Origin of the sequence: Salinimonas profundi (assembly GCF_014750655.1) — a bacterium.
Taxonomy (GTDB): Bacteria; Pseudomonadota; Gammaproteobacteria; order Enterobacterales; family Alteromonadaceae; genus Alteromonas; species Alteromonas profundi_A.
In genome coordinates, this window is record NZ_JABBXD010000010.1 from 1 (window position 1) to 21,509 (window position 21,509).

Genomic DNA, 21,509 nt, shown 5'->3' on the forward strand with positions numbered 1-21,509 from the left:
TTGAACATCCCGAAAAGGATGGCCCGAAGGGCGAAGGGCAGGAAGCCCGCAGTCACGTGGTCGTACAGTAGGTGCTGATGTCGTAGCGAAGATTTTTGAATAATCTAAGCTGACACATAGTCACTTGAAAAAAGGTCGCGCAAGCGGCCTTTTTTTACTTAGTCGTTATAAATAGCATAATTCTTTTTGGTAAAGCGCCTTAATGTTCACAGATTTCAATATTCGTTAACCGTCTCAACAAAGTTACATGTTGAGCATGATTTAACATATAAAATCAAATATTAAGACCAGTACTGCTAACCAGACTATGTTAGTAGCATTAAATCACTGTAGAGACAGTTGTACTTAACTATCTCTAAAGTGCTTTTATTTATTTCGGGTATATATTTGAAGGAAACTATAAAATGGACATACTAAATACTTCAGAGGTACATCAAGTTACTGGCGGTACTATATCATTTGGCGAAGCAGTTGCTATGGGCGGCTTTGCAGGTGGGGCTGGCGCAGCTGCAGCCGGTGCTGGCATAGGCGTAGTTGGAAGCGCTTCTGTGGCTGGTGGCCTTTTGGTAGGCGCTGGCTATGCGGGCTATTCTTTTGGTACTGCTATCGGTTTGGGCGGTCTGGGGAGTCGTTTGGGAGGCTGGCTCTATGATGTGACTCATAAAAAACATTAAGTACACTTGATGACTGCTAAAAAAACGCTTTTTATATGCAGCCTTAAAAGGTTAATGATACTGGGTCTGAGTGTAATCGGCGGATTGATGATTTATCCAGCGGTAACAGCTGAGTATGCTTTAGAAGCTCATCTTGTCTGGGGATTGCTGCCGATGGCAAGTGTTGTGGGGATATTGGTTGCTCGCGATATGAATCCAAAATAAGGGTTCTACCCCGTTTTCACGGACAGTTTATTAAGGACGTAGACTTGCTCTATTAATTAGCAAGTCTGCGTCGCATTCTAAAGTGATGGAGCCGTTGAAAATAATCAAATATATCTGCTCTGGGTTAATCTCCTAGCGCGGTACCGGCGATAATTGATACGCTCCCGTTTCAACACGCCGAAGAACCTTCAGGTTGCGTTATCTGCACAATAACCAACGGCGCTCACGCTGCTGGTCAAACTTTGATTCTTCAGCAACCGCTGATAATCGCCAAAGATTAATTGTGTTTCGCGATGAGAGTTCAGGATTACTCTTGTCTCTGGCGTTGCCTTCGGCCATTACAGAGGCCGGCATTACTAAACGACGCCCATTACGATGCATCGAATAGCCAGGCATAAGTTTACTGAACAGATTCGACACGAAAGACAAACAGAGCTTCCCTCCCAGCGTGTCGATGTCAGTGATATCTGTCGCCCACTTGGTTTCTGGATCACTGTTCTAAAAGTCACGTTTTGAATAGTTGGATCGTCCAGCTGGTCGCCGATTTGCACCCTGCACCTCGGTCCCGTATAAGCGGCTAATCATAAAATCCCGTCATCGCCAGCTGATTCTAGCTTGCTTGCGTTAGCCGAAACGCGTCACGCGCATCTGCCATTAGTGTCAGCGGTACTAAGCCGGTGCTCCGATCAATATTTTCTCTTACGCTACTTAAAGGCGAATAGCTATAAACACATCGCAGAGCAGGAATCTATTTCGATGACTGTCTATAGTATATAGATGGTTTATCATTACTCAGCCAGCCATCGATGCACTTTCAATCTCCAGATGCATGCAAAACACTATGTTTGATGTTGTCTTTAATGGTGATTGGTTATTTAACACCATCATACGCAGAGCAACGGTCAGATGCTGCGGAGTCTGATCCTACAGTATTGAAATGGATGCAGGGCTTTCCACCTGAACCCGAGTATTTAATCACACAGCCGCAGAGTAACTTTTTCAGTTTTCCTAAAATGCGCTGGAGTGTTTGTCATATCCGTGAGCTCATGCCTACCAGGCAGGTGAGTAAAGGTATAGCCGGACCGGGCTCATGGAAAATGCGTATCGACCCTGACATCAATAATATTACGTTCAAAGTCAGTGGTAGTGATGAGCAGCTCACCTGGCAGCAGTCCCTGGCACTCAATTATACCGATGGGATTCTCGTACTTCACCGGGGAGCCATTGTTTACGAACAGTATTTTGGTTGTCTTGAACGCTATAAAAAGCATGCAGCAATGTCTATGACCAAATCGCTCGTTGGTTTGCTGGCGGAGATGTTGATCGCTGAAAAAAGGCTCGATGATAAACAGCTAGTCAAATCCGTTATTCCGGAACTTGCTGAAAGCGGCTTTGGTGATGCCAGTATCCGCGAAGTGATGGATATGACAACGGCAATAGCGTTCAGTGAGGATTACAATGATCCGAATGCTGACATCTGGCAATACTCCTATGCCTCTGACCCGTTTGCGCACCATTCTGCTAACGACCCCGTAGGCTATTATGACTACTTGTCAGGTATCAAAAAGCAGGGGGAGCACGGCGAAATATTTGGTTACCGCACCGTAAACACCGATGTGCTGGGATGGATTATCGCCCGAACCACCGGCAAAGACGTTGCGACATTGCTCAGTGAAAAAGTGTGGCAACAGTTTGGCGCAGAACAGGATGCGTATATAACCGTGGATAGTGTGGGTACGCCATTCGCTGGCGGCGGGCTTAGCGCTGGATTGCGCGATCTGGGGCGGGTGGGTCAGATTCTGCTTAACAGGGGACGATACAACGACCAGCAAATTATTCCGGCTGCAGCTATCGCCAATATTGAGAAGGGGGGCGATAAAACTGCGTTTGCCAGAGCCGACTATCAGACACTTCCGGGGGCAAGTTATCGAAGTATGTGGTGGATACTACATAATAAGAACAATGCCTATGCGGTCAGAGGCGTACACGGTCAAACTATTTATATCGACCCTGCGGCTGAAATGGTGATAGTTCGTTTAGCATCTTTCCCCCAGGCTAAGAACCATTATATTGATCCAACTTCCTTACCCGCCTATCAGGCACTGGCAGATTATCTTATTTCTAAAAAAAGCACAGGCCGTTAGCTACAGGCGCTGAATGTAAGATGCTCTTGTCAGCTAATGATGATAATCTGATTTTACATACATCAGGGATAAGTATTCATGGAAGGATTTCTGATTTCGCTAGGGCTGGTCATCGCCGCGCTTTTATTTACTCTGTTGAACCGCATTAAAAAACTGGAAGCTCGCCTGTCTCATCTTGAGCATAAGTCGACCTTAAAAAGTGATACGCATGCGGCTGAATTAGCAGCACCAGCAGCGCCGCTAAAAGAAGAATCGGCGACCCCAACTTTTACACCTCGTCCTGCCCGTAAACGCGAGGCACCGCCACTCACGTCTCTCATCATTCATCAGCTGCAACATTACGGATTGCTTTGGCTAGGCGGTATAGCGCTGGCGCTGGGTGGGGTATTTCTGGCACTTTACGCGATTGATGCGGGCATATTATCGCCGGCAATACGGCTGCTTTTAGGTGGGGTGTTCGGTATCGGCTTGGTGGCGGGTGCTGAATATCTTACCCGGCACCGGCAGAGATTTAATATCCATACCCCTTATATTCCGGCCGCTATCGCTTGTGGCGGTATCATTTGCTGTTATGCAGTGATTATGGTGGCGTTTGATGCCTTTGCGCTGCTTAGTGCTGCAACGGCATTTATTTTACTTGCCATCTTGTCACTCCTGTCTACGTGGCTAACCCTGCGTTATGGAATGTTACTGGCGGTGGTGGGAGTTGCGGGTGCCTATCTGGTGCCGCTGCTGATACCCGCACAGAGCAGCTCACTTTTACTTCTGACAGCGTACCTGAGTTTGGTCACTGCTTCAGCAACATATATCAGTCAGCGAACCTCACAGCCTTTGCTTGGAATTGGCGCGCTGGTAGCACATGCATTACTGTCGTTGGGTGCCTTGCTCTCAGCTGATTTTGTTCAGATGAGTGCGGTCCTGCTAAATGCCGCGATATTACTTTATCTGTACGGCGTTGCGCCGATAACCGGTTGGCTTATACGTCGGAATGAAAATACAACAGCATGGTATCCATCCAGACAGGCGCTGGCCGCCGCCGTTTTGACCTGCTGTTATATGACCACAGCGATGTGGTTAGTCGACGATAAAAACGAGATATATTTATTAAGCGCGATCTTCAGTGGTCTTCTGTTACTGATAAGCGTTAAAGTTCGCCAGTTTGTTTTGCTATCGCCAGTCGCACTGTTCATGACAGGTATTGCGATTATTCTGGCAGCGCAATCATCAGCTGCGTCATTAACGTTAACATCGCCTCTCGCGCTGTTCGCACAGTGTGCTGCATTGGTGTTCAGCGTGTTTGGTATTGTTATGAGCAGGCAGCACAATACGCACGCTGTCTTTCATAGCTTATATACTCTCAGCGCGCCCATACTCACGCTCTTGTTAGTAACCGTAACGGGACCTGACAATCAAAGCGGCGAAGTGATTACCGGCCTGACTGTGATACTTGCCATGTACGGACTCGTTGCCGCGGTTGTGTTGACCCGTTGTTCGCGCACACTGTCACAGATTCATGTCACACTGACACTGCACTCGTGTTTGCTTGTGATTGCCATTTTGCAGCTTTCAGGCAGCTTACTGTCTGTTTTTCTTGCCTGGCAAGTTGGTTTACTTGTTTTTCAGTCGCTCAGACTGCAGATAAACATACCGGCATGGATTTATAAGGTCGTGGCAGCAGTCCTTATCCTCAGATTAACAACGCTACTTTGGGGCTGGTCATTACTCTCTCCAGGCGGTCCAACCGCATATACACCTTTGATTACCTATTCACTCGTGCTGGTCCCACTGGTATTCAGTTGCTGGTACGCGCCAGGTCAGGGTGTCAGACGCTGGTTTACAGGTGTTTTATTGCATGTGCTGGCGCTGATGACGACCAGCCTTTCGGTTTGGTGGCTGACAGGTGACACGTTCATCAGTGATATTGATTATAAAACTGCAACACTGCTGTCGTGCAACTGGTTACTGCTGGCAGCGGTGTATCGCTGGCGCAGCATACATGCCACAGTACCCAGAGTATTCAACGCATTTTCGGCGATTCTCGTTACCCTGGCACTGATGTTCCACTGGGGTTTATCTGTTGGCGATAATCCGTTTTTTGCACGCCAGTTATTTAGTCTCGACCACCCAGCTGTCTGGCTAACTGTTTTGTGGGGGCTACCGGGCATCGCGCTTTGCTGGCTCGCTTATGCGTGGCGACATACTCTGGCTTTCAGAAATATACAGCTTGTCAGCGGCAGTGTTTTCATTGTGTTGTGGATTAATGCGCTAATACGCTTAGCCTTTCACACTAAAAGCCTGCACTTATTGCAAGGCTTTTCTCAGTCAGAGTTGTATACCTACTCTGTAATCTGGCTGATGCTCGCCACCGCATTACTTTTCATTGCCCAGCGACTTAACATGATGGCACTTAAGAAGGCAGGTTTTGGTGTTCTGCTGGTCGTGGTGTGTAAAGTGTTTGTCATAGATATGAGTCATCTGACAGGATTGTGGCGTGCGATTTCGTTTCTGGGCCTTGGCGGATCGCTGGTGCTTTTAGGCTGGTTGTTCCAACGCTTTAATCAACCTGCACCATCGCTCGACACGTCCCCATAGTGCTGGTCTGATTTGCGTATTGAAGATTTATTGTTCAGATAGTACAAAGATTAAATTAAGTGTCTTAGACTTTAGTCGCAAAGGTGGCGAAGTTTTGACTGACTGCAACGTATAATCAATGCAACGGCAGTCAGTTTGCCTGCGACCGTTTAATCTTTTATCGCCTGGCGATTAATAACAACGTTCTACAAACGAAAACAACATGACGCATTTCAGCGCTACCAGGACTACACTATGCAATCAATTACCATAGTCTTACTGGGTATTGTCGGTATGATTATCGGGTGGTTTTTCTACTCAAAATTCATAGCGACTAAAATATTCAGGCTCGACGACAATAACGTCACACCCGCTCACGAACTTAATGACGGTAAAGATTTTGTGCCGACCAATAAGGTTGTATTGTGGGGGCATCACTTTACCTCGGTGGCCGGCGCCGCGCCTATTGTTGGCCCTGCAATTGCGGTGTATTGGGGCTGGGTGCCCGCGGTACTTTGGGTTGTCTTCGGTACCATCCTTTTTGCCGGGGTGCACGACATGGGCGCATTGTGGGCAAGCGCACGCCACAAAGGTAAGTCAATGGGCGCATTATCGGAATCGGTCATTGGTAAACGCACCCGATCCTTATTCATGATTGTAATATTTCTAGTTCTGCTCATGGTCAACGCGGTATTTGGTGTGGTTATTGCCAATTCGTTTGTGGATCAGCCCAACGCGGTTTTCCCCGCCTGGACAGCCATTGCGGTAGCCCTGGTTATCGGTCAGTTACTGAAAAGAAACTTCAGCCTTATCCCAATGTGTATAGTTGGGATTATTGTGCTTTATGCCTCGGTATACGCCGGAAGCTACATCCCTATTGAGTTGCCTGAAACCATGTTTGGGCTGGCGGACACCGCTAACTGGATTATCATTCTGTTTATCTATGCCGCTATCGCCTCATTGTTACCGGTATGGATGCTGCTTCAGCCGCGCGACTTTATCAATGGTATGCAGCTGATTGTGGGTCTGCTTTTACTTTACGGGGCGGTCTTCTTCGCCATGCCGGATATCACAGCGCCGGCGTTTAATTCGCAGACCGCAGAAAGCACGCCAAGTATCATTCCATTGTTGTTCGTCACTATTGCCTGCGGTGCCGTCTCCGGGTTTCACGGCATCGTTGCTTCTGGCACCAGTTCAAAACAGCTTAATAAAGAATCTGACGCGCGCTTTGTAGGCTATCTGGGCGCGGTAGGTGAAGGCAGTCTGGCGTTGATCACCATCGTTGCAGTTTCCGGTGTAGCTCTGGCAGCCTCGCCCGAGGAGTGGCATGAAGTATACAGCCACCTGGGCGCAGGAAGCGTATCTGCCTTTATCAATGGTGGTGCTAACCTTATCGCCTCGGGCTGGGGATTACCGGTGGACTTCTCCTCTACAATCCTTGCCACCATGGTTGTTTTGTTTGCCGGAACCACCATGGATTCAGGTGTCAGATTACAGCGCTATATCATTCAGGAATGGGGCGAAATTTACAGTCTCAGCGCCCTCAAAAACGGCGCTGTAGCAACGCTTCTGGCGGTAGGAACCTGCTTATTGTTAGCGTTTGGCGCGGGCGGTTCATCAGGTAGCGGTGGTATGATCATCTGGCCGTTATTCGGGTCAACCAACCAGATTCTGGCCAGCCTGACGCTGCTGGTTATCTCGGTTATGTTAATCAAACTTGGTCGGCCGGCAAAGTATACGCTGATACCTATGTTTTTTGTGCTCGTCATGGCGTTCTTTGCCGGGGTAATAAAGCTGAAGGAATATTATCTGGCTGAAAACTATCTGCTTGTCTTCTTAGATGCAGTGGTTCTGATTGTCAGTATTCTGGTTATGCTGGAGGCCTGGTCGGTCATTTCACGCTTTAAAAAGAGCGAGGCGACCACGACCGGGTAGCGACTGGTTTGTTCCGTTCAAGAGTTTCAGGCGTATGCACCCCAGAAGGGGCTGACGTTTGATACCATTAAGTTAAAAACACCGTCGTCAGACGGTGTTTTTGTGTGCGCTGTCAATCAGTCTGCTTGACTTGTAACTTTCGCTGACTTGCTCATAATGGGCGTTGTTGTAACTAAAATTTCGGAATCCACGGATGTTTCTACTTATTGTCTACGTGTTTATTGCACTAGGCTTTTCATTTCTTTGCAGTATTGCTGAAGCGGTGATTCTCAGCGTATCGTCAGCGTATATATCAGTGTTGGAGAAAGAGGGACGCCCCAGTGGTAGTTTACTGCGCAGTCTGACAGAGAATATTAATAAACCTCTTTCGGGGATTCTGAGTCTTAATACCATTGCTCATACCATGGGCGCAGCAGGCGCAGGCGCGCAGGCAGCAGTTGTTTTTGGCGAGGCATATCTGGGCGTTATTTCCGCTGTGCTCACGCTATTGATCCTTATCTTTTCTGAAATCATTCCCAAAACGGTCGGTGCGACCTATTGGCGTGCGCTGGCACCCGCCACAGCGTATTTTCTGAAATACCTCACCGTCGTCATGTATCCGTTTGTGGTGATGTCTGAAAAACTGACGAAAGGCTTTAAAGAGGACAGTCCGCTTAGGGGCCTAAGCCGCAACGAATTACAGGCCATGGCAGAGCTGTCTGGCCAGGAAGGTCAGCTGGCACAGCAAGAGGCGGCATTGATGCAGAGCTTGCTTAGCATGCACGAACTCAAGGTCAAGGATGCCATGACCCATCGCACGGCGATGTTTTCGGTCAGTGAAGAGCTGACCGTCGAGGCGTTTTTCAATCAGCATGCAAAAATAGAGTATTCACGCATACCGATTTATGAAGAAGATGACTCTGAAAATATCGCCGGATTCGTGATGCGCTCAGATCTGCTGGTCGCTCAGGCCAAAGGGGAAAGTGAGAAGCCGTTAAAAAACTATGCGATATCCATGGTCACTGTCCTTAACACCATGCCCCTGCCTAGTATTTTTGACCAGTTTTTACAAAAACGGGTTCATATTCTGCTGGTGGTTGATGAGTACGGGGGCCTGGAAGGTATTGTGACCCTTGAGGATTTGCTGGAGAACTTACTGGGCATCGATATCATTGATGAAAAAGACACGACGGTGAGTATGCGCCGCTTTGCCAACATGATGGCTAAGCGACGTCAGCGAATGATGATGAAACACGCCAGTAGCGATTCTGATGAGGATATCAAGCCATCCTGACGGGGATGGATACGGTGACGGTCACGCCTTGCTTATCCGGGGTGTCTGCAATATCAATACTGCCTTTATGGTACTGACAAATCATTGATGCGATGTAAAGCCCAAGGCCAAGATGGGGCGTCGTATTATCAGCGGTAGCTGCCGACTGGCGCACAGAAACCATGGACTGCATCAACTGACTTTTCATATTGGGCGGTAATCCCGGGCCCTGATTTGTCACCGTTAACACCAGATGTTTTGCTTGCTTGTGTGCGTTAATCGCAATGGTGCTGTGTAATGCGCTGAACTCAACCGCATTCGTGATAATTTTATCCAGCATCTGAGCAAAAAGTTCAGGCGAGCCCGTTGCCATCATTTCTGACTGCGGCAGGGTTAATGCAAAACTACGTTCGCTATAGGTATGGCGATAGCTCTCCACACATCCGTTAATTACGTCAATAATCGGATAGTCTTCTTTACTCTCCTGTGCAATCGCATGCTCCAGGCGAGTTGCTTCACTCATGCTGTTTAAGATGTTGCTCAGGCGCGCCAGTCCGGATTGCGCTCTGGTGGTAAATACCTGTTGCTGGTCTTTATCCGATGCCTGCTCCAACATGTCCAGCGAGCTGCGTACTACCGCAACGGGAGTCCGTAGCTCGTGAGATAATCGAGACGCCATATTTTCAAGATACGAATTGTATTGTTGAAGACGGCCCAGCACATCGGCAAATGCATGATGAAGATCGCCAATCTCGTCGAACCGGCGGGCAGCCGGAAGTTGCCCGACAATTTTGCCGTTATCATCAATGACGGCTTCTGTATCGTCACGCAACTTCCTGACTCTGCCGGACAAGCGATTTGCAAATAGCGCCAGGGCAGTGATGCCTAACAGCATGACGGCCAGTATGACGTTAAACAGCTCTTCAAGCGCCTGGTTTCGCAGGGTGCGGATCCCATTGGTGGTTTGCTCAACCACCACAGCGCCCATCACCTGTTTATTAATAAAAATAGGATAGGCTGCTGATAAGATGACCGCCTTATTGTCCGGTGTGAGACGCCAGAGTGTTTCAGAATCGCCGGCTAACGCTCCATTGATGTCCTGACCGGCAAGGGCATAAGCATTTTCAAGTTCATCAACAAAATCTGCTGGCGGACGGGTGAGTATCCGGTAATAAAGCGGGACCAGCCATTGCTGTTCGATATATTCCCACCACGAATCGCCTGTAGCAGTATCAGGTGCATTGAGTCCACCGGCGGACTGGATATTGCCGGCGCGGGCTAATACGCGTTTGTGCTTATCGACAACCCAGACCCGTGAATCAGCGTATTCAAGGCCAGCCAGAATACGCTCAATTTCAGGTGAGGGCGTTACCACCGTGCCCAGGGCTGTTAATTCATTAGGGTTGGCTGTGCCAATGGCGTAGCACTTCACGCGCGTGTCGGGATCATCAACATCAACCAGCGCAAAGGCCAGCGAGCCGGAAGTCATTGATAATGGAAAGCGAAGCTCAATGTTATAACCGGTCGAGGTTTGTTGCCAATACCCCTGAATTTGTAATGCATTTTCCTGAGCCCGGTAATTATCGGCTTCATCAGGCAGATGATAGGCGTTGACCCAGCCGGGTCCATAAGGTGCGATGATATAGCGCTGAAGTTCACCACTTTTATTGGTCAGACCGATAAGTAAGTGGTCACTTCTGTCAACAGAAAGACTGTTTTCAGCACGCCAGATGACATTATCATCGGTGACATTGAAATGGGCATAAAGGTAATTTCCATGACGTCCTACCATATGAGAAAACAACATTGAGACTGACGGGTAGGGCGGTGCCTGGCCAAAGCGGGTAACAATCTGCGCTTCGCCATATTGTCTGGCAAGGTGGGTCACACTCTGCCAGTCACCAAGCGCACCATCGAGGCGAACCGGACCGGGGATAGGTGGTGCATACAGGTCCGTACCCGGTCTTACGTTTTTCAGGTAGGCTGACTGACTGTCAAACAGCGCGGGTCGCTCGTGCAGTGCTGTTGCCACGGCCCGTGCGGTGCCCAGCAACGTTTGCTCCTGACCGGCGCGAAGATACTGCTCCAGTTCCCACACATATTTGTACCCGAGCCACGGGATTGCCAGAAGTAACAGCGAGACAATCAGTAGTTGTAACCGAATAGAAAAGCGAATACGCACGGTGTTTTTGCTACTCCTGCCAGCGGTAACCCATACCGTAAACCGTATCAATATGGTCAAAGGTATCGTCTGTCTGGATAAACTTTTTCCTGATGCGCTTAATGTGAGAAGTGATTGTCGTATCGTCCACCACCATCCTTGACTCATCCATCAGTTGTTGTCGGCTTTTTACATGACCGGGATGGCGGATCAGGGCATGCAGCATCCAGAACTCTGTTACCGTCAGCGCGACCGGCTGCTGCTTCCAAGTCACCGTCATCCGGCTGGCATCGACAAGCAGGTGACCGAGGCGATATTGATCAGACTGAACTTTTGGCGTTGAAAGTAAGTCCGTGCGCCGGAACAATGTCGCTATCCGCGCCAGCAGGTGCGCCATGCTGATATCTTTGGTCAGGTAATCATCTGCGCCCATACGAAGTCCGCTGATTGTATCTACGTCATTATCTCTGGCAGTGAAGAAAATGATAGGCAGCGAGCCAGATAGCTGGCGAAGCTGCTGACACAGCATAAAGCCGCCTTCTGACTCATCATTCAGCCCGATATCGATAATTGCCAGGTCCGGCAGCTTGTCGCTAAAAGCCTGAGAGGCCGCAGGGCGATCCTGATAGGCGTTGACCTGATAGCCTTGTGCTTCCAGCGCCAGTTTATAATTGTCGCGAATTACAGCGTCGTCTTCTACCAAAGCGATGATGCGAGGCATAACACAGTCCAATTTCATTAATTAATATAAACCGGGAGCTACTATACACAACAAATTCAGGGGCAATCCAACTTCGGCAAAAAATCCATAACTCCGCCACAATTGTGACACATTTTCTCGGGATATCAGTCCTGAAGCGAATAATCTTGCCGGCAACATACTTTTCATCATTTTTCTTCCCCGGTTTGCCATTTTTAATGCCGAAGTTTGCCTGAGTCAGGTGGTTAACTTGTTGTCGTCAAATACACCTGAAAGGAAAAAAAATGAAAACGCGTATAGCACACTCAATAGTATTGATTTTAGCCCTTAGTGGGACTGCGCATGCAGCGCAAGATAGCTATTCAAATGAAGCGCTCAAGGCAAAGCAGGATAAAGCAGTGGGTATTGGTCTGGGCACAGGCGTACTTGTCGGGGCTATCATCGCAGGGCCAATTGGTGCGGCTGCCGCCGGTATGTTCGGCGCTGTGATGGGCGATAATATTGTAAAGACCGACGCCCTTGAGGATACGCAAAAAACCTTAGCGAAATCGCAGTCAGATCTTACCTTATCAGAGGAGGCGCTGCTCAGCGCAGACGCAAGTGTGGAGCAGATGCAAAACAAACAGCGGGTCTGGCAGAATATTCAAAGCGCGATACAGTTTAAAACAGGCTCCGATAGTTTAGAGCCGGCCTATCAGGCGCAGCTTGACCGTATTGCCGCTGTCCTTGAACAGCATCCCGAATTAGCTTTGGAGTTAACCGGCTATGCAGACCGTCGGGGGGATGAAACCTATAATCTGGCGTTATCGCACCAGCGGGCGAACAGCGTTAAGGCTTATCTTATCGAAAAGGGTGTCGATAGTAAGCAGTTACTTACTTCCGCTAAAGGTGAAACGCCACGAGGTTCAGATCCTATTAGCCGGGAAATGCTGTTTTTCGACAGAAAGGTGGTAATGACCCTGCGCGGTGAACAAGACGCGCTTACCGCAGCGCAGTAGGCAGACAGAATAAAGCCCGGGGCACGCCGCCATCCCCGGGCTGACTGCTTTGCCTTTCTGTTCTTCGCTCACTATCGCCTGCTACCGTGCACTCCCAACGCAAAAAAGCGCAATTTATCTGTTTACGACAAATTTCTTCTTGAAAATATGCTTTTCAAACACATCTGTGTACGATTCTGTATATTAGTATCACGCAAAATCTATTCTTTCAGGCAGATGTACAACATCAGGCCGAAATAAACTCCTTTCAACAGGCTGTAATATGAATGCATTAGATATATCCGGGTTGAAAAAGACCTATAAGGGCGGCGTGGAAGCGCTTAAAGGCCTGGACCTGACCGTTCGCGACGGTGATTTTTTCGCATTACTTGGCCCAAACGGCGCCGGCAAGTCGACGACAATTGGCATTATCAGTTCGCTGGTCAACCCCAGCGCCGGACAAGTCAGCGTTTTCGGCTATGATCTGCACACACAAAAAGAGGCGGCGAAAGCCTGTATTGGCCTGGTGCCCCAGGAATTTAACTTCAATCAATTTGAAACGGTGCTGCAGATTGTGCTCAATCAGGCTGGCTATTACGGTGTGCCGCGCAATACAGCCAAAGAGCGTGCAAAAAAATACCTTGGCCAGCTGGATTTGTGGGAAAAGCGAAACGCTCGCGCCCGTGAGCTTTCAGGCGGTATGAAACGACGTCTGATGATTGCCCGTGCGCTGATGCACGAGCCTAAATTATTGATTCTGGACGAGCCAACCGCCGGTGTGGATATTGAAATACGTCGTTCAATGTGGACGTTTTTAAAACAAATCAATGAACAGGGTATTACCATAATTCTTACCACACACTATCTGGAAGAAGCCGAGAGTCTGTGCCGCAATATCGCCATTATTGATAAGGGCACCATCGTTGAAAACACTACAATGCGAGCATTGCTTTCAACGCTCAGTACAGAAACCTTTATTCTGGATTTGGCCGAAACAGACAAAAAACCAACCTTAAGCGGTTTTGAATTTCGTGTGGTAGATGACCACACGCTTGAAGTGGATGTTGAAAAGCAGGAAGGTCTTAATCCGGTGTTTGCGCAATTGACCGAGCAGGGATTTCAGGTGCTGAGTATGAGAAACAAGGCCAACAGATTAGAAGAACTCTTCGTCAGACTGGTGGAGTCGGGCAGACAGCAGCAGGGGGAAGCACGTGCATAAACAAAATAATTGGGTGGCGCTTAATACAATCTGGATTAAAGAATGTACCCGTTTTCTGCGCATCTGGGTGCAAACACTGGTGCCGCCAGCGATCACCATGAGCTTATACTTTGTCATTTTTGGTAATCTGATTGGTGATCGCATCGGGCGCATGGATGGGTTCACGTACATGGAGTTTATCGTACCGGGCTTGATTATGATGTCGGTGATTACAAACTCGTATTCGAATGTCAGTTCGTCATTTTTCAGTGCTAAATTCCAGCGAAATGTCGAGGAATTACTGGTTGCTCCAGTGCCCACCTCCGTCATTATTGCCGGCTATGTGGGCGGTGGTGTCGCCCGCTCGATTTTGATCGGTATTATTGTGACGCTGGTGTCCCTGTTTTTTGTTGATGTGCAGATCCACAATCCGCTGGTGATAGTGACCGTGGTACTACTGACATCAATATTGTTTTCTACAGCAGGATTAATTAATGCGGTATTTGCCAAGAGCTTTGATGATATCAGTGTGGTACCGACCTTTGTACTGACACCACTGACCTACCTGGGCGGCGTGTTTTACTCACTATCGCTATTACCCGAGTTCTGGCAAATTGTCAGCAAAGCCAATCCGGTAGTTTATATGGTCAACGGGTTCCGGTACGGCTTTTTGGGGGTATCCGATGTCGGGATAACCACATCACTGACCTTACTGGTAGGGTTTAATATCTTACTCTTTGGGGTGGCGTATTATCTGTTAAAAACCGGCAAAGGTATCCGAAGCTGATGAGTAACATCACCGGAAATTCCCGTAGCATTGAGACCGCGCAGACCGGGCCACACGAGAAGCTGGATGAGCTGGTAAGACGTTACCAGCAAAGTCAGAGCAGACGGCCTGTGAGCGCGCACACGCAGCAGGCTTTCGATGAAGTGATGGCATGGCTGGATGGCTGGCAGGGGCCGCTGATTGTGGACTCGTGCTGTGGCGTGGGCGAGAGTACAGCCAGACTGGCAGTGGCTAATCCACAGGCGAAAGTTATCGGGCTGGACAAGTCAGCAGCGCGGGTCTCAAAGCACGCGCATTATCAGCAACAAGCTGCTAACTACCGCGTGCAGCGCGCCGATGTGATCGATTTCTGGCGTTTGCTGAACCAGCACAATATCACGGTAGCGCAGCACTGCCTGTTTTATCCTAATCCTTATCCTAAGAGTTCACAGGTTCAAAAGCGGTGGCACGGGAGCGCTGCCTTTGCTGATTTGATGGCGCTCACGGGGCACATTGAAGTGCGGAGTAACTGGCTGATTTATCTGCTGGAGTTTGCGCAGGCAGCAGCACATTATGGGATAAAAGGAGACTTACAGCAGGTGCCAGAGGGCGATGATTTTACGCCATTTGAGCGTAAATACCGCGCCAGTGGGCAGGTTTGCTGGCAGCTGAGCTGCCAGCCTGAGGAAGACAATTAAATACTGTCCAGGGAAGGCTTTGGCGTACTGAAGACAAATCCCTGGGCGTAATGGATGGGCAGGCGCTCAACAATCTCAAGCGTTGTGGTATCTTCCACCTGCTCGGCAATTACACTGACTTTATGAGCAGCAGCCTGCTCACAGACATAGTCGACATACTCCTGGACCGCCGGATTGGTGTCGTATTGCCTGATAAGCCCGCCATCCAATTTAATGCCGCGTAGTGGCATCGCGAGCAAACTTTTAATGTTGCCCGGAACACGCCCGACATTATCCACAAAAACGCCAACACCTAAGGCCTGAACCTGACCGACCACTTCGGCAAGAAGGGGAATATTTTGCATCGCCGTTTTTGCGCTGACCTCGATACTAACTTTTGTCGCGGCAGCCGGATCACTCAGGTGGGCCTTGAGCAGATTAACCAGTGACGGACTTTTCAAATCGGATAAATCCACGTTGATATTCCAGCATACGTGTTTATCTGCAAAGTAGCGGGCACTTTGATGAAACATTGTCTCAGTAAGCTGCTGAACGTGGTTGTGTCGCTCAATTAAGTATAAAAACTCATTGGGCAAATACACTTTTTCACTGGGAGTGACTAACCGGGCAAGGCATTCATAACGCCAGACTCTGTCGTGCTGCAAATCGACAATCGGTTGAAAATAAGGGACAATATCTTCGAGCCGAAAAGGATCTGTAATTTCGCGTATCGGCATGACCGTTTTCCTTTCTTATCATCTACTCACTATAGCAAAGCCAACAATAAAACCAATTCTTTATGTGGGTAACAAGAAAATACGAATTACATAATAAAGATAACTTATTGTACGAATAAAGAGAATAAAAGGCTGAACACGACGCGACGGCTTGGCGTGAATGCTAATATGGGGTAAAGTTCGGCTCCTTTGAAAGTCATTATTAAACTTTCAGCGGTAAGAACAAATATCGTAAGGCGGGCAGGTAATTGTACCGGAATACAACTGTCCGTCAGGTCCGGTTTCGGATAAACAGAGGTGTGTTGAGTGGTGGGTGAAGCACAGGTTAGTCTTAAGCACTTGTTTCGGGTCTTTACTAAACCTGAACACAAAGACTCAAAATTAGCGCAAATTGAGCAGCACTTGTCCGACAACATCATGGACTTTCTGTCTCAGCATGTGGTGACCAAAAAGACCTCGCTGGAAGAAATCGAGCAGGATTTTTCGCTGCCCGCCGTTCCTGAGTCACCTGAATTTGTTTCCTCTCACGCAGAGTCGCTGCTCGAAAAGCTGGTGGCGCACTCGGTAAATACATACTCACCCACTTTTATCGGTCATATGACCTCCGCGCTGCCTTATTTTCATCTGCCGCTATCTAAGCTTTTGGTGGGGCTGAATCAGAATCTGGTTAAGATCGAGACCTCAAAGGCATTCACGCCCCTTGAGCGTCAGGTGCTGGGTATGATGCACAACCTGATTTATGACCGCGATGATTCGTTTTACAAAGAGTATCTGCATAGCGCCCGCCATGCACTGGGCGCGTTTTGCTCAGGCGGCACCATTGCCAATATCACCGCATTATGGGTGGCTCGCAATAAATTACTGGGGCCGCAACCGGGGTTTTCTGGTGTCGCCAGAGCAGGGCTGGCCGCTGCATACCGGCACTATGACATTGGTAATCTGGGTGTAATTTGCTCTAAGCGGGGGCATTATTCGTTATCCAAAGCCGTGGATGCACTGGGTCTGGGCAGAGAGCAGCTACTCAGCCTGCCGTGTCCTGCGCAAACGCTTGATCCGGAAGATGCACTGCGTGAAGGCAAGCGTTATCAGGAAGCCGGTAATAAAGTGCTGGCCATTGTGGGCATTGGTGGCACCACGGAAACCGGTCACGTCGACCCGTTGGATGAGCTTGCTGATGTGGCCAAAGAACTGGGCTGCTGGTTTCACGTGGACGCTGCCTGGGGTGGCGCCACCTTATTCTCGTCAAACAACCGCTCAAAGTTAAATGGTATTGCCAAAGCAGACTCTGTCACCATTGATGCGCATAAACAAATGTATGTGCCGATGGGCGCGGGAATGGCCATCTTTAAAGATCCCGAGGATGCCAATGCGGTACGTCATCACGCGCAATACATTCTGCGGGAAGGCTCAAAAGACCTGGGGGCCACCACGCTGGAAGGTTCCAGAAATGGTATGGCGATGATGGTGTATTCCACCCTTCATATTCTGGGACGCCGTGGCTATGAGCTGATTATTGACCAGAATATTGAAAAAGCGCAGTCATTTGCGGCGATGATCGATGCACACGTCGATTTCGCGCTGACGACGACGCCGACACTCTCCTTGCTGACTTACCGCGTATGTCCGCCGCAGGTTCAGGAGGCGCTTAAGATCGCCAGTGACGCTGATAAGGTGCGTCTGAATCAAAAGATAGACCGCCTTGTGGTAGGTGTACAAAAAGCGCAACGCGAAGCCGGCAAGTCGTTTGTTTCGCGAACGCGTCTGGAATGTCCAAATACCAACTCACAGGCGATAACAGTGTTTCGTGTCGTGCTGGCTAATCCACTGACCACCAAAACCGATTTGCAGAACATTCTGGCTGAGCAGGTGGAAATAGCTAAAGGAATGCGGATCTGGAAAGAGTTGGTAAAGCTGGCTGACCAGGTCTTACGAACGTCAGCCAGTGTCTGATCTGCGCTAGCGAAATACTTCCAGATTATCAATCAGGCGGGTGGTACCCAGATAAGCTGCCGCCAGAATAACCAGGTGTTTATCATCGCTGGCAGCAGCCTGCAGCGTCTTGCCATTACGAATCTCAATATAGTCGGGTTTAAACCCGTATTGCGACAGCTTATCAACCGCTGACTTGGATAACTGCATCAGGTTAGTGTCGCCCTGGTGCAGTTTATCTGCCACGTCCTGCATCGTTTTATACAGCATAGGTGCCAGTTTGCGCTGTTCGTCATTTAGGTAGCCGTTACGCGAGCTTAATGCCAGGCCGTCGGACGCCCTTTGTGTCGCCACACCGCAGATATCAAGGTCCATGGAAAGGTCTTGGGCCATGAGACGAATAACCTGCAACTGCTGGTAATCTTTTTGCCCGAAAAACGCGCAATCCGGTTGTACCATATTAAATAGTTTGCACACCACTGTCGCGACGCCGCGAAAGTGGCCCGGTCGGCTGGCACCACAAATAATCGAGGATATGCCCGGCACTTCAACAAAAGTTTGTTGCTCCAGACCGCGCGGATACATCTCCTCAATGGTCGGCAGAAACAGCAAGTCTGCACCCTGTGCGGTCAGTTTCTTCTTATCCTCAGCAAGGGTACGAGGGTAGGTCGCCAGGTCCTCATTCTGACCAAACTGCAAGGGATTAACAAAGATTGAGGCGATCACCACATCACATGTTTCTGCCGCTTTTTTTACCAGTTTCAGGTGACCATCGTGCAGATTTCCCATCGTCGGCACAAAGCCAACACGCTTTCCCTCATCTCGCCACTCATGACGACGTTCCCGTAACGCTTTTATAGATTCTACCGTTTGCATAACTTACTCGAAACTGTGCTCGGCAGATGGAAAGGCGCCGCGCTGAACTTCATCAATATAGGTACTGACTGCTTTGCGCAGATCACCGGTTTCGGCCAGATAATTCTTGGAAAATTTTGGCATATAATTGGCGCTGACACCCAGCATATCGTGCATCACCAATATTTGGCCGTCGGTGTCGCTACCCGCACCAATGCCGATAACAGGAATCGATAATTGCTCAGTGATAGTTTTAGCCAGCGATGAGGGGACACACTCAAGAACCAGAAGCTGGATACCGGCTTTTTCCAGTGCCAGCGCATCGTCAATAATTTGCTGTGCCTGATCGCTGTTGCGACCCTGAACCTTGAAGCCGCCAAAAACGTGAACAGACTGAGGTGTGAGGCCAATATGACCACACACAGGCACACTGCGCTGAACCAGACCGCGGATGGTGTCTGTAAGCCAGGTGCCACCTTCCAGTTTCACCATACTGGCGCCGGCAGCCATAAGCGTAGCGGCATTTTTGAAGGCGGTTTCTGGCGTGGAATAGGACATAAACGGCATGTCTGCAAGCACGAACGCGCGCGTTACACCACGTCTTACAGCTCGCGTATGATAAGCAATATCATCGACTGTAACATTCAATGTGTCGTCCTGGCCCAGCAGCACCATTCCCAATGAATCGCCGATAAGAAGCGCATCAATCTGCTCGTCATCAAACAGCTTGGCAAAGCTCGCATCGTAAGCGGTAAGGGCAGTAATTTTCTCACCAGCCTGCTTCTTTTTGAGCAGCCCAGACACAGTGACTTTTTTCATAACGTGAACTGACCGTTGCAAAAGTAGAAAGGCGAACTATACGGATTTTATTGCTGAATGGAAGTCCTGAGGCGACGTAGTCCATCCAGATTACATCGGGCCACCCAGGCCGCCAGCGGCTGACCATCGGGCATCACCATGCCGGGGGCAATTTCGAAAAGCGGAACAAGCACAAATTCTCTGTCAGCCATACCATAGTGTGGAATGGTCAGTTCTTCACTCTGTAATTCCTGATTACCATAAATCAGGATATCTAAATCCAGCGTGCGGGGGCCCCAGCGCTCACCCTGACGGACACGCCCATGCTGATTTTCAATATCTTGTAAAGCATGAAGCAGAGCCAGTGGCGCCTGCGACGTTTCAACAAGCACCACGGCATTCACAAAGTCAGGCTGGTCTTGCGGTCCCATCGGACTACTGGCATAAAATGATGAAGGTTTTAATACCCGCGTGTCGTCCAGTTGGTTGATGGCGTCAATGGCAGAACCAAGCAATGCATCAGAGTCGCCCTGATTACTGCCAAGACCAATATAGCAATGTTCCTTATGCATCAGTGTTGCCTTTGGCCTTCGGCGCTCTGCGACGGCGAGGTTTTCCCTGACCGCCCTCTTTCTTGCGCAACGCTGACAACATACGTTTTTGCTTACCGTTATCGGCAGACTGAAATTCCGTCCACCAGTCCGCCAGTTCAAGCAAATCCCCACCTTCGACCTGACCACGTACTAACAGAAAATCATAGCCTGCGCGAAACTTAGGATGTGACAGCATCTGGAAGGCACGACGACCAAAGCGGCGAGGCAGACGTTGCTGCAATATCCAAATATCCCGAATCACTGTTGAGAATCGTTTGGGGATCATGATGCGCTGAGTCTGGCGGTGGATAACATCGCCGGCAGCAATATTGAAGGCGTCATGATTATTCAGTCCGGCTTCTGCCTGAACTTTCTGGGCATGCTCTTCCAGTGGATACCATAACAGGGCAGCATACAGAAAAGCCGGGGTGACGCGCTGATTGTTATTAATGCGATCGTCAGTGTTCTCTAACACTCGCAGAATAAACTGCAGCTCTTTGCTGTTATCGTCTTTTATCAGCGGGGTGACCTGCGGAAACAATGGCTCAAGCAGGTTATATTCGCGCAACTTTAGGAAGGTGGCTTTACCCTGCCCGGATAAAAACAGTTTCAGTGTTTCTTCGAACAAACGCGCTGGAGGAATATTATTAAGCAGGCTCGCCATGGATTTGATAGGCGCCGCAGTGTGCTCAGCGATGACCATGTTGAGTTTAACGGCAAACCGCACGGCTCTGAGCATGCGTACCGGGTCTTCACGAAAACGAACTTCCGGATCGCCAATCAGGGCGACTTCACCTTTTTGTATCGCTTCGCGGCCGTTGGCAAAGTCGGTAACTGTGAAGTCGGCGACGTTATAATACATGGCATTGAAGGTGAAATCGCGACGCTCAGCATCTTCCTCGATGCTGCCAAATACGTTGTCTCTGAGTAGTTGGCCGTGTTCGCTGGCTTTGCCCAGTGTCTGGTTATCCGTATCGCTGTGATGGCCGCGAAAGGTTGCAACTTCGATAATATCGCGACCGAATACGATGTGGGCTAGTCGAAAACGACGGCCTATGAGGCGACAGTTTTTAAACAACCCTTTAATTTGCTCAGGGGTAGCATTGGTCACCACATCAAAATCTTTTGGGATAATCCCCAGCATAAGATCGCGGACACAACCGCCTACCAGGTAGGACTCAAACCCTGCATTATTAAGCCGGTACAATACTTTCAAGGCATTATCGGAGATATCTTCCCGCGAAATACCATGTTCAGCGCGAGGGAGTACATATCCCTTCACAGATGACTCAGTATCGTCTGACTTTTTAAATACCCGTTTTACGGAATCAAACACAC

Annotated in this window: 19 protein-coding genes; 11 read left to right on the plus strand and 8 right to left on the minus strand. The window is 49.2% G+C overall.

What is annotated here, in order from left to right:
- Positions 1-404: 404 nt before the first annotated feature.
- Positions 405-674 carry a hypothetical protein gene (locus HHX48_RS14820; RefSeq protein WP_191026221.1) on the plus strand — a complete coding sequence of 90 codons (270 nt, stop codon included), beginning with the start codon at positions 405-407 and terminating at the stop codon, positions 672-674.
- A 9-nt stretch (positions 675-683) separates the two neighbouring features.
- Positions 684-878: a hypothetical protein gene (locus tag HHX48_RS14825; protein ID WP_191026222.1), complete on the plus strand. Its 195-nt coding sequence runs from the start codon at positions 684-686 to the stop codon at positions 876-878.
- A 198-nt stretch (positions 879-1,076) separates the two neighbouring features.
- Here HHX48_RS14825 and HHX48_RS14830 read toward each other — a convergent pair whose 3' ends face one another.
- Positions 1,077-1,307 carry a hypothetical protein gene (locus HHX48_RS14830; RefSeq protein WP_191026223.1) on the minus strand — a complete coding sequence of 77 codons (231 nt, stop codon included), beginning with the start codon at positions 1,305-1,307 and terminating at the stop codon, positions 1,077-1,079.
- 377 nt (positions 1,308-1,684) lie between these two features.
- Between HHX48_RS14830 and HHX48_RS14835 the strand changes: the two genes are divergently transcribed.
- The 4 genes from HHX48_RS14835 (at position 1,685) to HHX48_RS14850 (ending at position 8,801) form a co-directional block, all read left to right on the plus strand.
- Positions 1,685-3,022 (plus strand): serine hydrolase domain-containing protein, encoded by a 1,338-nt coding sequence (locus HHX48_RS14835; RefSeq protein WP_223858434.1) that lies wholly within the window; start codon positions 1,685-1,687, stop codon positions 3,020-3,022.
- 78 nt (positions 3,023-3,100) lie between these two features.
- Positions 3,101-5,614, plus strand: coding sequence for a DUF2339 domain-containing protein (locus HHX48_RS14840; protein ID WP_191026224.1), 2,514 nt, complete (start codon positions 3,101-3,103; stop codon positions 5,612-5,614).
- 234 nt (positions 5,615-5,848) lie between these two features.
- Positions 5,849-7,528, plus strand: coding sequence for a carbon starvation CstA family protein (locus HHX48_RS14845; protein WP_191026225.1), 1,680 nt, complete (start codon positions 5,849-5,851; stop codon positions 7,526-7,528).
- A gap of 193 nt (positions 7,529-7,721) precedes the next feature.
- Entirely contained in the window at positions 7,722-8,801 is a 1,080-nt protein-coding gene (locus HHX48_RS14850; RefSeq protein WP_191026226.1) for a CNNM domain-containing protein, read from the plus strand.
- Here HHX48_RS14850 and pdsS read toward each other — a convergent pair.
- Both pdsS and pdsR read right to left on the minus strand, forming a co-directional pair.
- Complete coding sequence (gene pdsS / locus HHX48_RS14855; protein ID WP_191026227.1) at positions 8,788-10,962, minus strand: proteobacterial dedicated sortase system histidine kinase; 2,175 nt, start codon at positions 10,960-10,962, stop codon at positions 8,788-8,790. The genes HHX48_RS14850 and pdsS overlap by 14 nt on opposite strands.
- Before the next feature lie 10 nt (positions 10,963-10,972).
- The gene (gene pdsR / locus HHX48_RS14860; protein ID WP_191026228.1) at positions 10,973-11,662 is read right to left on the minus strand and encodes a proteobacterial dedicated sortase system response regulator; all 690 of its coding nucleotides are present in this window, start codon (positions 11,660-11,662) and stop codon (positions 10,973-10,975) included.
- A 263-nt stretch (positions 11,663-11,925) separates the two neighbouring features.
- Between pdsR and pdsO the strand changes: the two genes are divergently transcribed.
- From pdsO to trmB, 4 genes are all read left to right on the plus strand, one after another.
- Positions 11,926-12,639 (plus strand): sortase-associated OmpA-like protein PdsO, encoded by a 714-nt coding sequence (pdsO, locus tag HHX48_RS14865; RefSeq protein WP_191026229.1) that lies wholly within the window; start codon positions 11,926-11,928, stop codon positions 12,637-12,639.
- A gap of 262 nt (positions 12,640-12,901) precedes the next feature.
- Positions 12,902-13,837, plus strand: a complete 936-nt coding sequence (locus HHX48_RS14870) for an ABC transporter ATP-binding protein (protein ID WP_191026230.1) — start codon at positions 12,902-12,904, stop codon at positions 13,835-13,837.
- The gene (locus HHX48_RS14875) at positions 13,830-14,603 is read left to right on the plus strand and encodes an ABC transporter permease (RefSeq protein ID WP_191026231.1); all 774 of its coding nucleotides are present in this window, start codon (positions 13,830-13,832) and stop codon (positions 14,601-14,603) included. Before HHX48_RS14870 ends, HHX48_RS14875 begins: the two co-directional genes overlap by 8 nt.
- Positions 14,603-15,280, plus strand: a complete 678-nt coding sequence (gene trmB / locus HHX48_RS14880; protein ID WP_191026232.1) for a tRNA (guanine(46)-N(7))-methyltransferase TrmB — start codon at positions 14,603-14,605, stop codon at positions 15,278-15,280. Before HHX48_RS14875 ends, trmB begins: the two co-directional genes overlap by 1 nt.
- Here the strand turns inward: trmB and HHX48_RS14885 are convergent.
- The gene (locus tag HHX48_RS14885) at positions 15,277-15,996 is read right to left on the minus strand and encodes an EAL domain-containing protein (RefSeq protein ID WP_191026233.1); all 720 of its coding nucleotides are present in this window, start codon (positions 15,994-15,996) and stop codon (positions 15,277-15,279) included. The genes trmB and HHX48_RS14885 overlap by 4 nt on opposite strands.
- Positions 15,997-16,305: 309 nt before the next feature.
- Between HHX48_RS14885 and panP the strand changes: the two genes are divergently transcribed.
- Entirely contained in the window at positions 16,306-17,946 is a 1,641-nt protein-coding gene (gene panP, locus HHX48_RS14890; RefSeq protein WP_191026315.1) for a pyridoxal-dependent aspartate 1-decarboxylase PanP, read from the plus strand.
- Positions 17,947-17,952: 6 nt separating this feature from the next.
- Here panP and panC read toward each other — a convergent pair whose 3' ends face one another.
- The 4 genes from panC to pcnB are packed head-to-tail and all read right to left on the minus strand — an operon-like array spanning position 17,953 to position 21,453.
- Entirely contained in the window at positions 17,953-18,801 is an 849-nt protein-coding gene (panC, locus tag HHX48_RS14895; RefSeq protein ID WP_191026234.1) for a pantoate--beta-alanine ligase, read from the minus strand.
- 3 nt (positions 18,802-18,804) lie between these two features.
- Positions 18,805-19,599 carry a 3-methyl-2-oxobutanoate hydroxymethyltransferase gene (gene panB, locus HHX48_RS14900; RefSeq protein ID WP_191026235.1) on the minus strand — a complete coding sequence of 265 codons (795 nt, stop codon included), beginning with the start codon at positions 19,597-19,599 and terminating at the stop codon, positions 18,805-18,807.
- Positions 19,600-19,646: 47 nt separating this feature from the next.
- A complete protein-coding gene (gene folK, locus HHX48_RS14905) occupies positions 19,647-20,150 on the minus strand; it encodes a 2-amino-4-hydroxy-6-hydroxymethyldihydropteridine diphosphokinase (protein ID WP_191026236.1) in 504 nt (167 codons plus the stop codon).
- The gene (pcnB, locus tag HHX48_RS14910; RefSeq protein ID WP_191026237.1) at positions 20,143-21,453 is read right to left on the minus strand and encodes a polynucleotide adenylyltransferase PcnB; all 1,311 of its coding nucleotides are present in this window, start codon (positions 21,451-21,453) and stop codon (positions 20,143-20,145) included. The genes folK and pcnB overlap by 8 nt, the downstream gene beginning before the upstream one ends.
- Between the last annotated feature and the right edge of the window lie 56 nt (positions 21,454-21,509).

Bases quoted from the DNA above. Each gene is read 5' to 3' on its own strand.
- HHX48_RS14820 (WP_191026221.1), top strand. From the start codon at position 405: ATGGACATACTAAATACTTCAGAGGTACATCAAGTTACTGGCGGTACT.
- HHX48_RS14825 (WP_191026222.1), top strand. From the start codon at position 684: ATGACTGCTAAAAAAACGCTTTTTATATGCAGCCTTAAAAGGTTAATG.
- HHX48_RS14835 (WP_223858434.1), top strand. From the start codon at position 1,685: ATGCACTTTCAATCTCCAGATGCATGCAAAACACTATGTTTGATGTTG.
- HHX48_RS14840 (WP_191026224.1), top strand. From the start codon at position 3,101: ATGGAAGGATTTCTGATTTCGCTAGGGCTGGTCATCGCCGCGCTTTTA.
- HHX48_RS14845 (WP_191026225.1), top strand. From the start codon at position 5,849: ATGCAATCAATTACCATAGTCTTACTGGGTATTGTCGGTATGATTATC.
- HHX48_RS14850 (WP_191026226.1), top strand. From the start codon at position 7,722: ATGTTTCTACTTATTGTCTACGTGTTTATTGCACTAGGCTTTTCATTT.
- pdsR (WP_191026228.1), bottom strand. From the start codon at position 11,662: ATGCCTCGCATCATCGCTTTGGTAGAAGACGACGCTGTAATTCGCGAC.
- pdsO (WP_191026229.1), top strand. From the start codon at position 11,926: ATGAAAACGCGTATAGCACACTCAATAGTATTGATTTTAGCCCTTAGT.
- HHX48_RS14870 (WP_191026230.1), top strand. From the start codon at position 12,902: ATGAATGCATTAGATATATCCGGGTTGAAAAAGACCTATAAGGGCGGC.
- trmB (WP_191026232.1), top strand. From the start codon at position 14,603: ATGAGTAACATCACCGGAAATTCCCGTAGCATTGAGACCGCGCAGACC.
- HHX48_RS14885 (WP_191026233.1), bottom strand. From the start codon at position 15,996: ATGCCGATACGCGAAATTACAGATCCTTTTCGGCTCGAAGATATTGTC.
- panC (WP_191026234.1), bottom strand. From the start codon at position 18,801: ATGCAAACGGTAGAATCTATAAAAGCGTTACGGGAACGTCGTCATGAG.
- panB (WP_191026235.1), bottom strand. From the start codon at position 19,599: ATGAAAAAAGTCACTGTGTCTGGGCTGCTCAAAAAGAAGCAGGCTGGT.
- folK (WP_191026236.1), bottom strand. From the start codon at position 20,150: ATGCATAAGGAACATTGCTATATTGGTCTTGGCAGTAATCAGGGCGAC.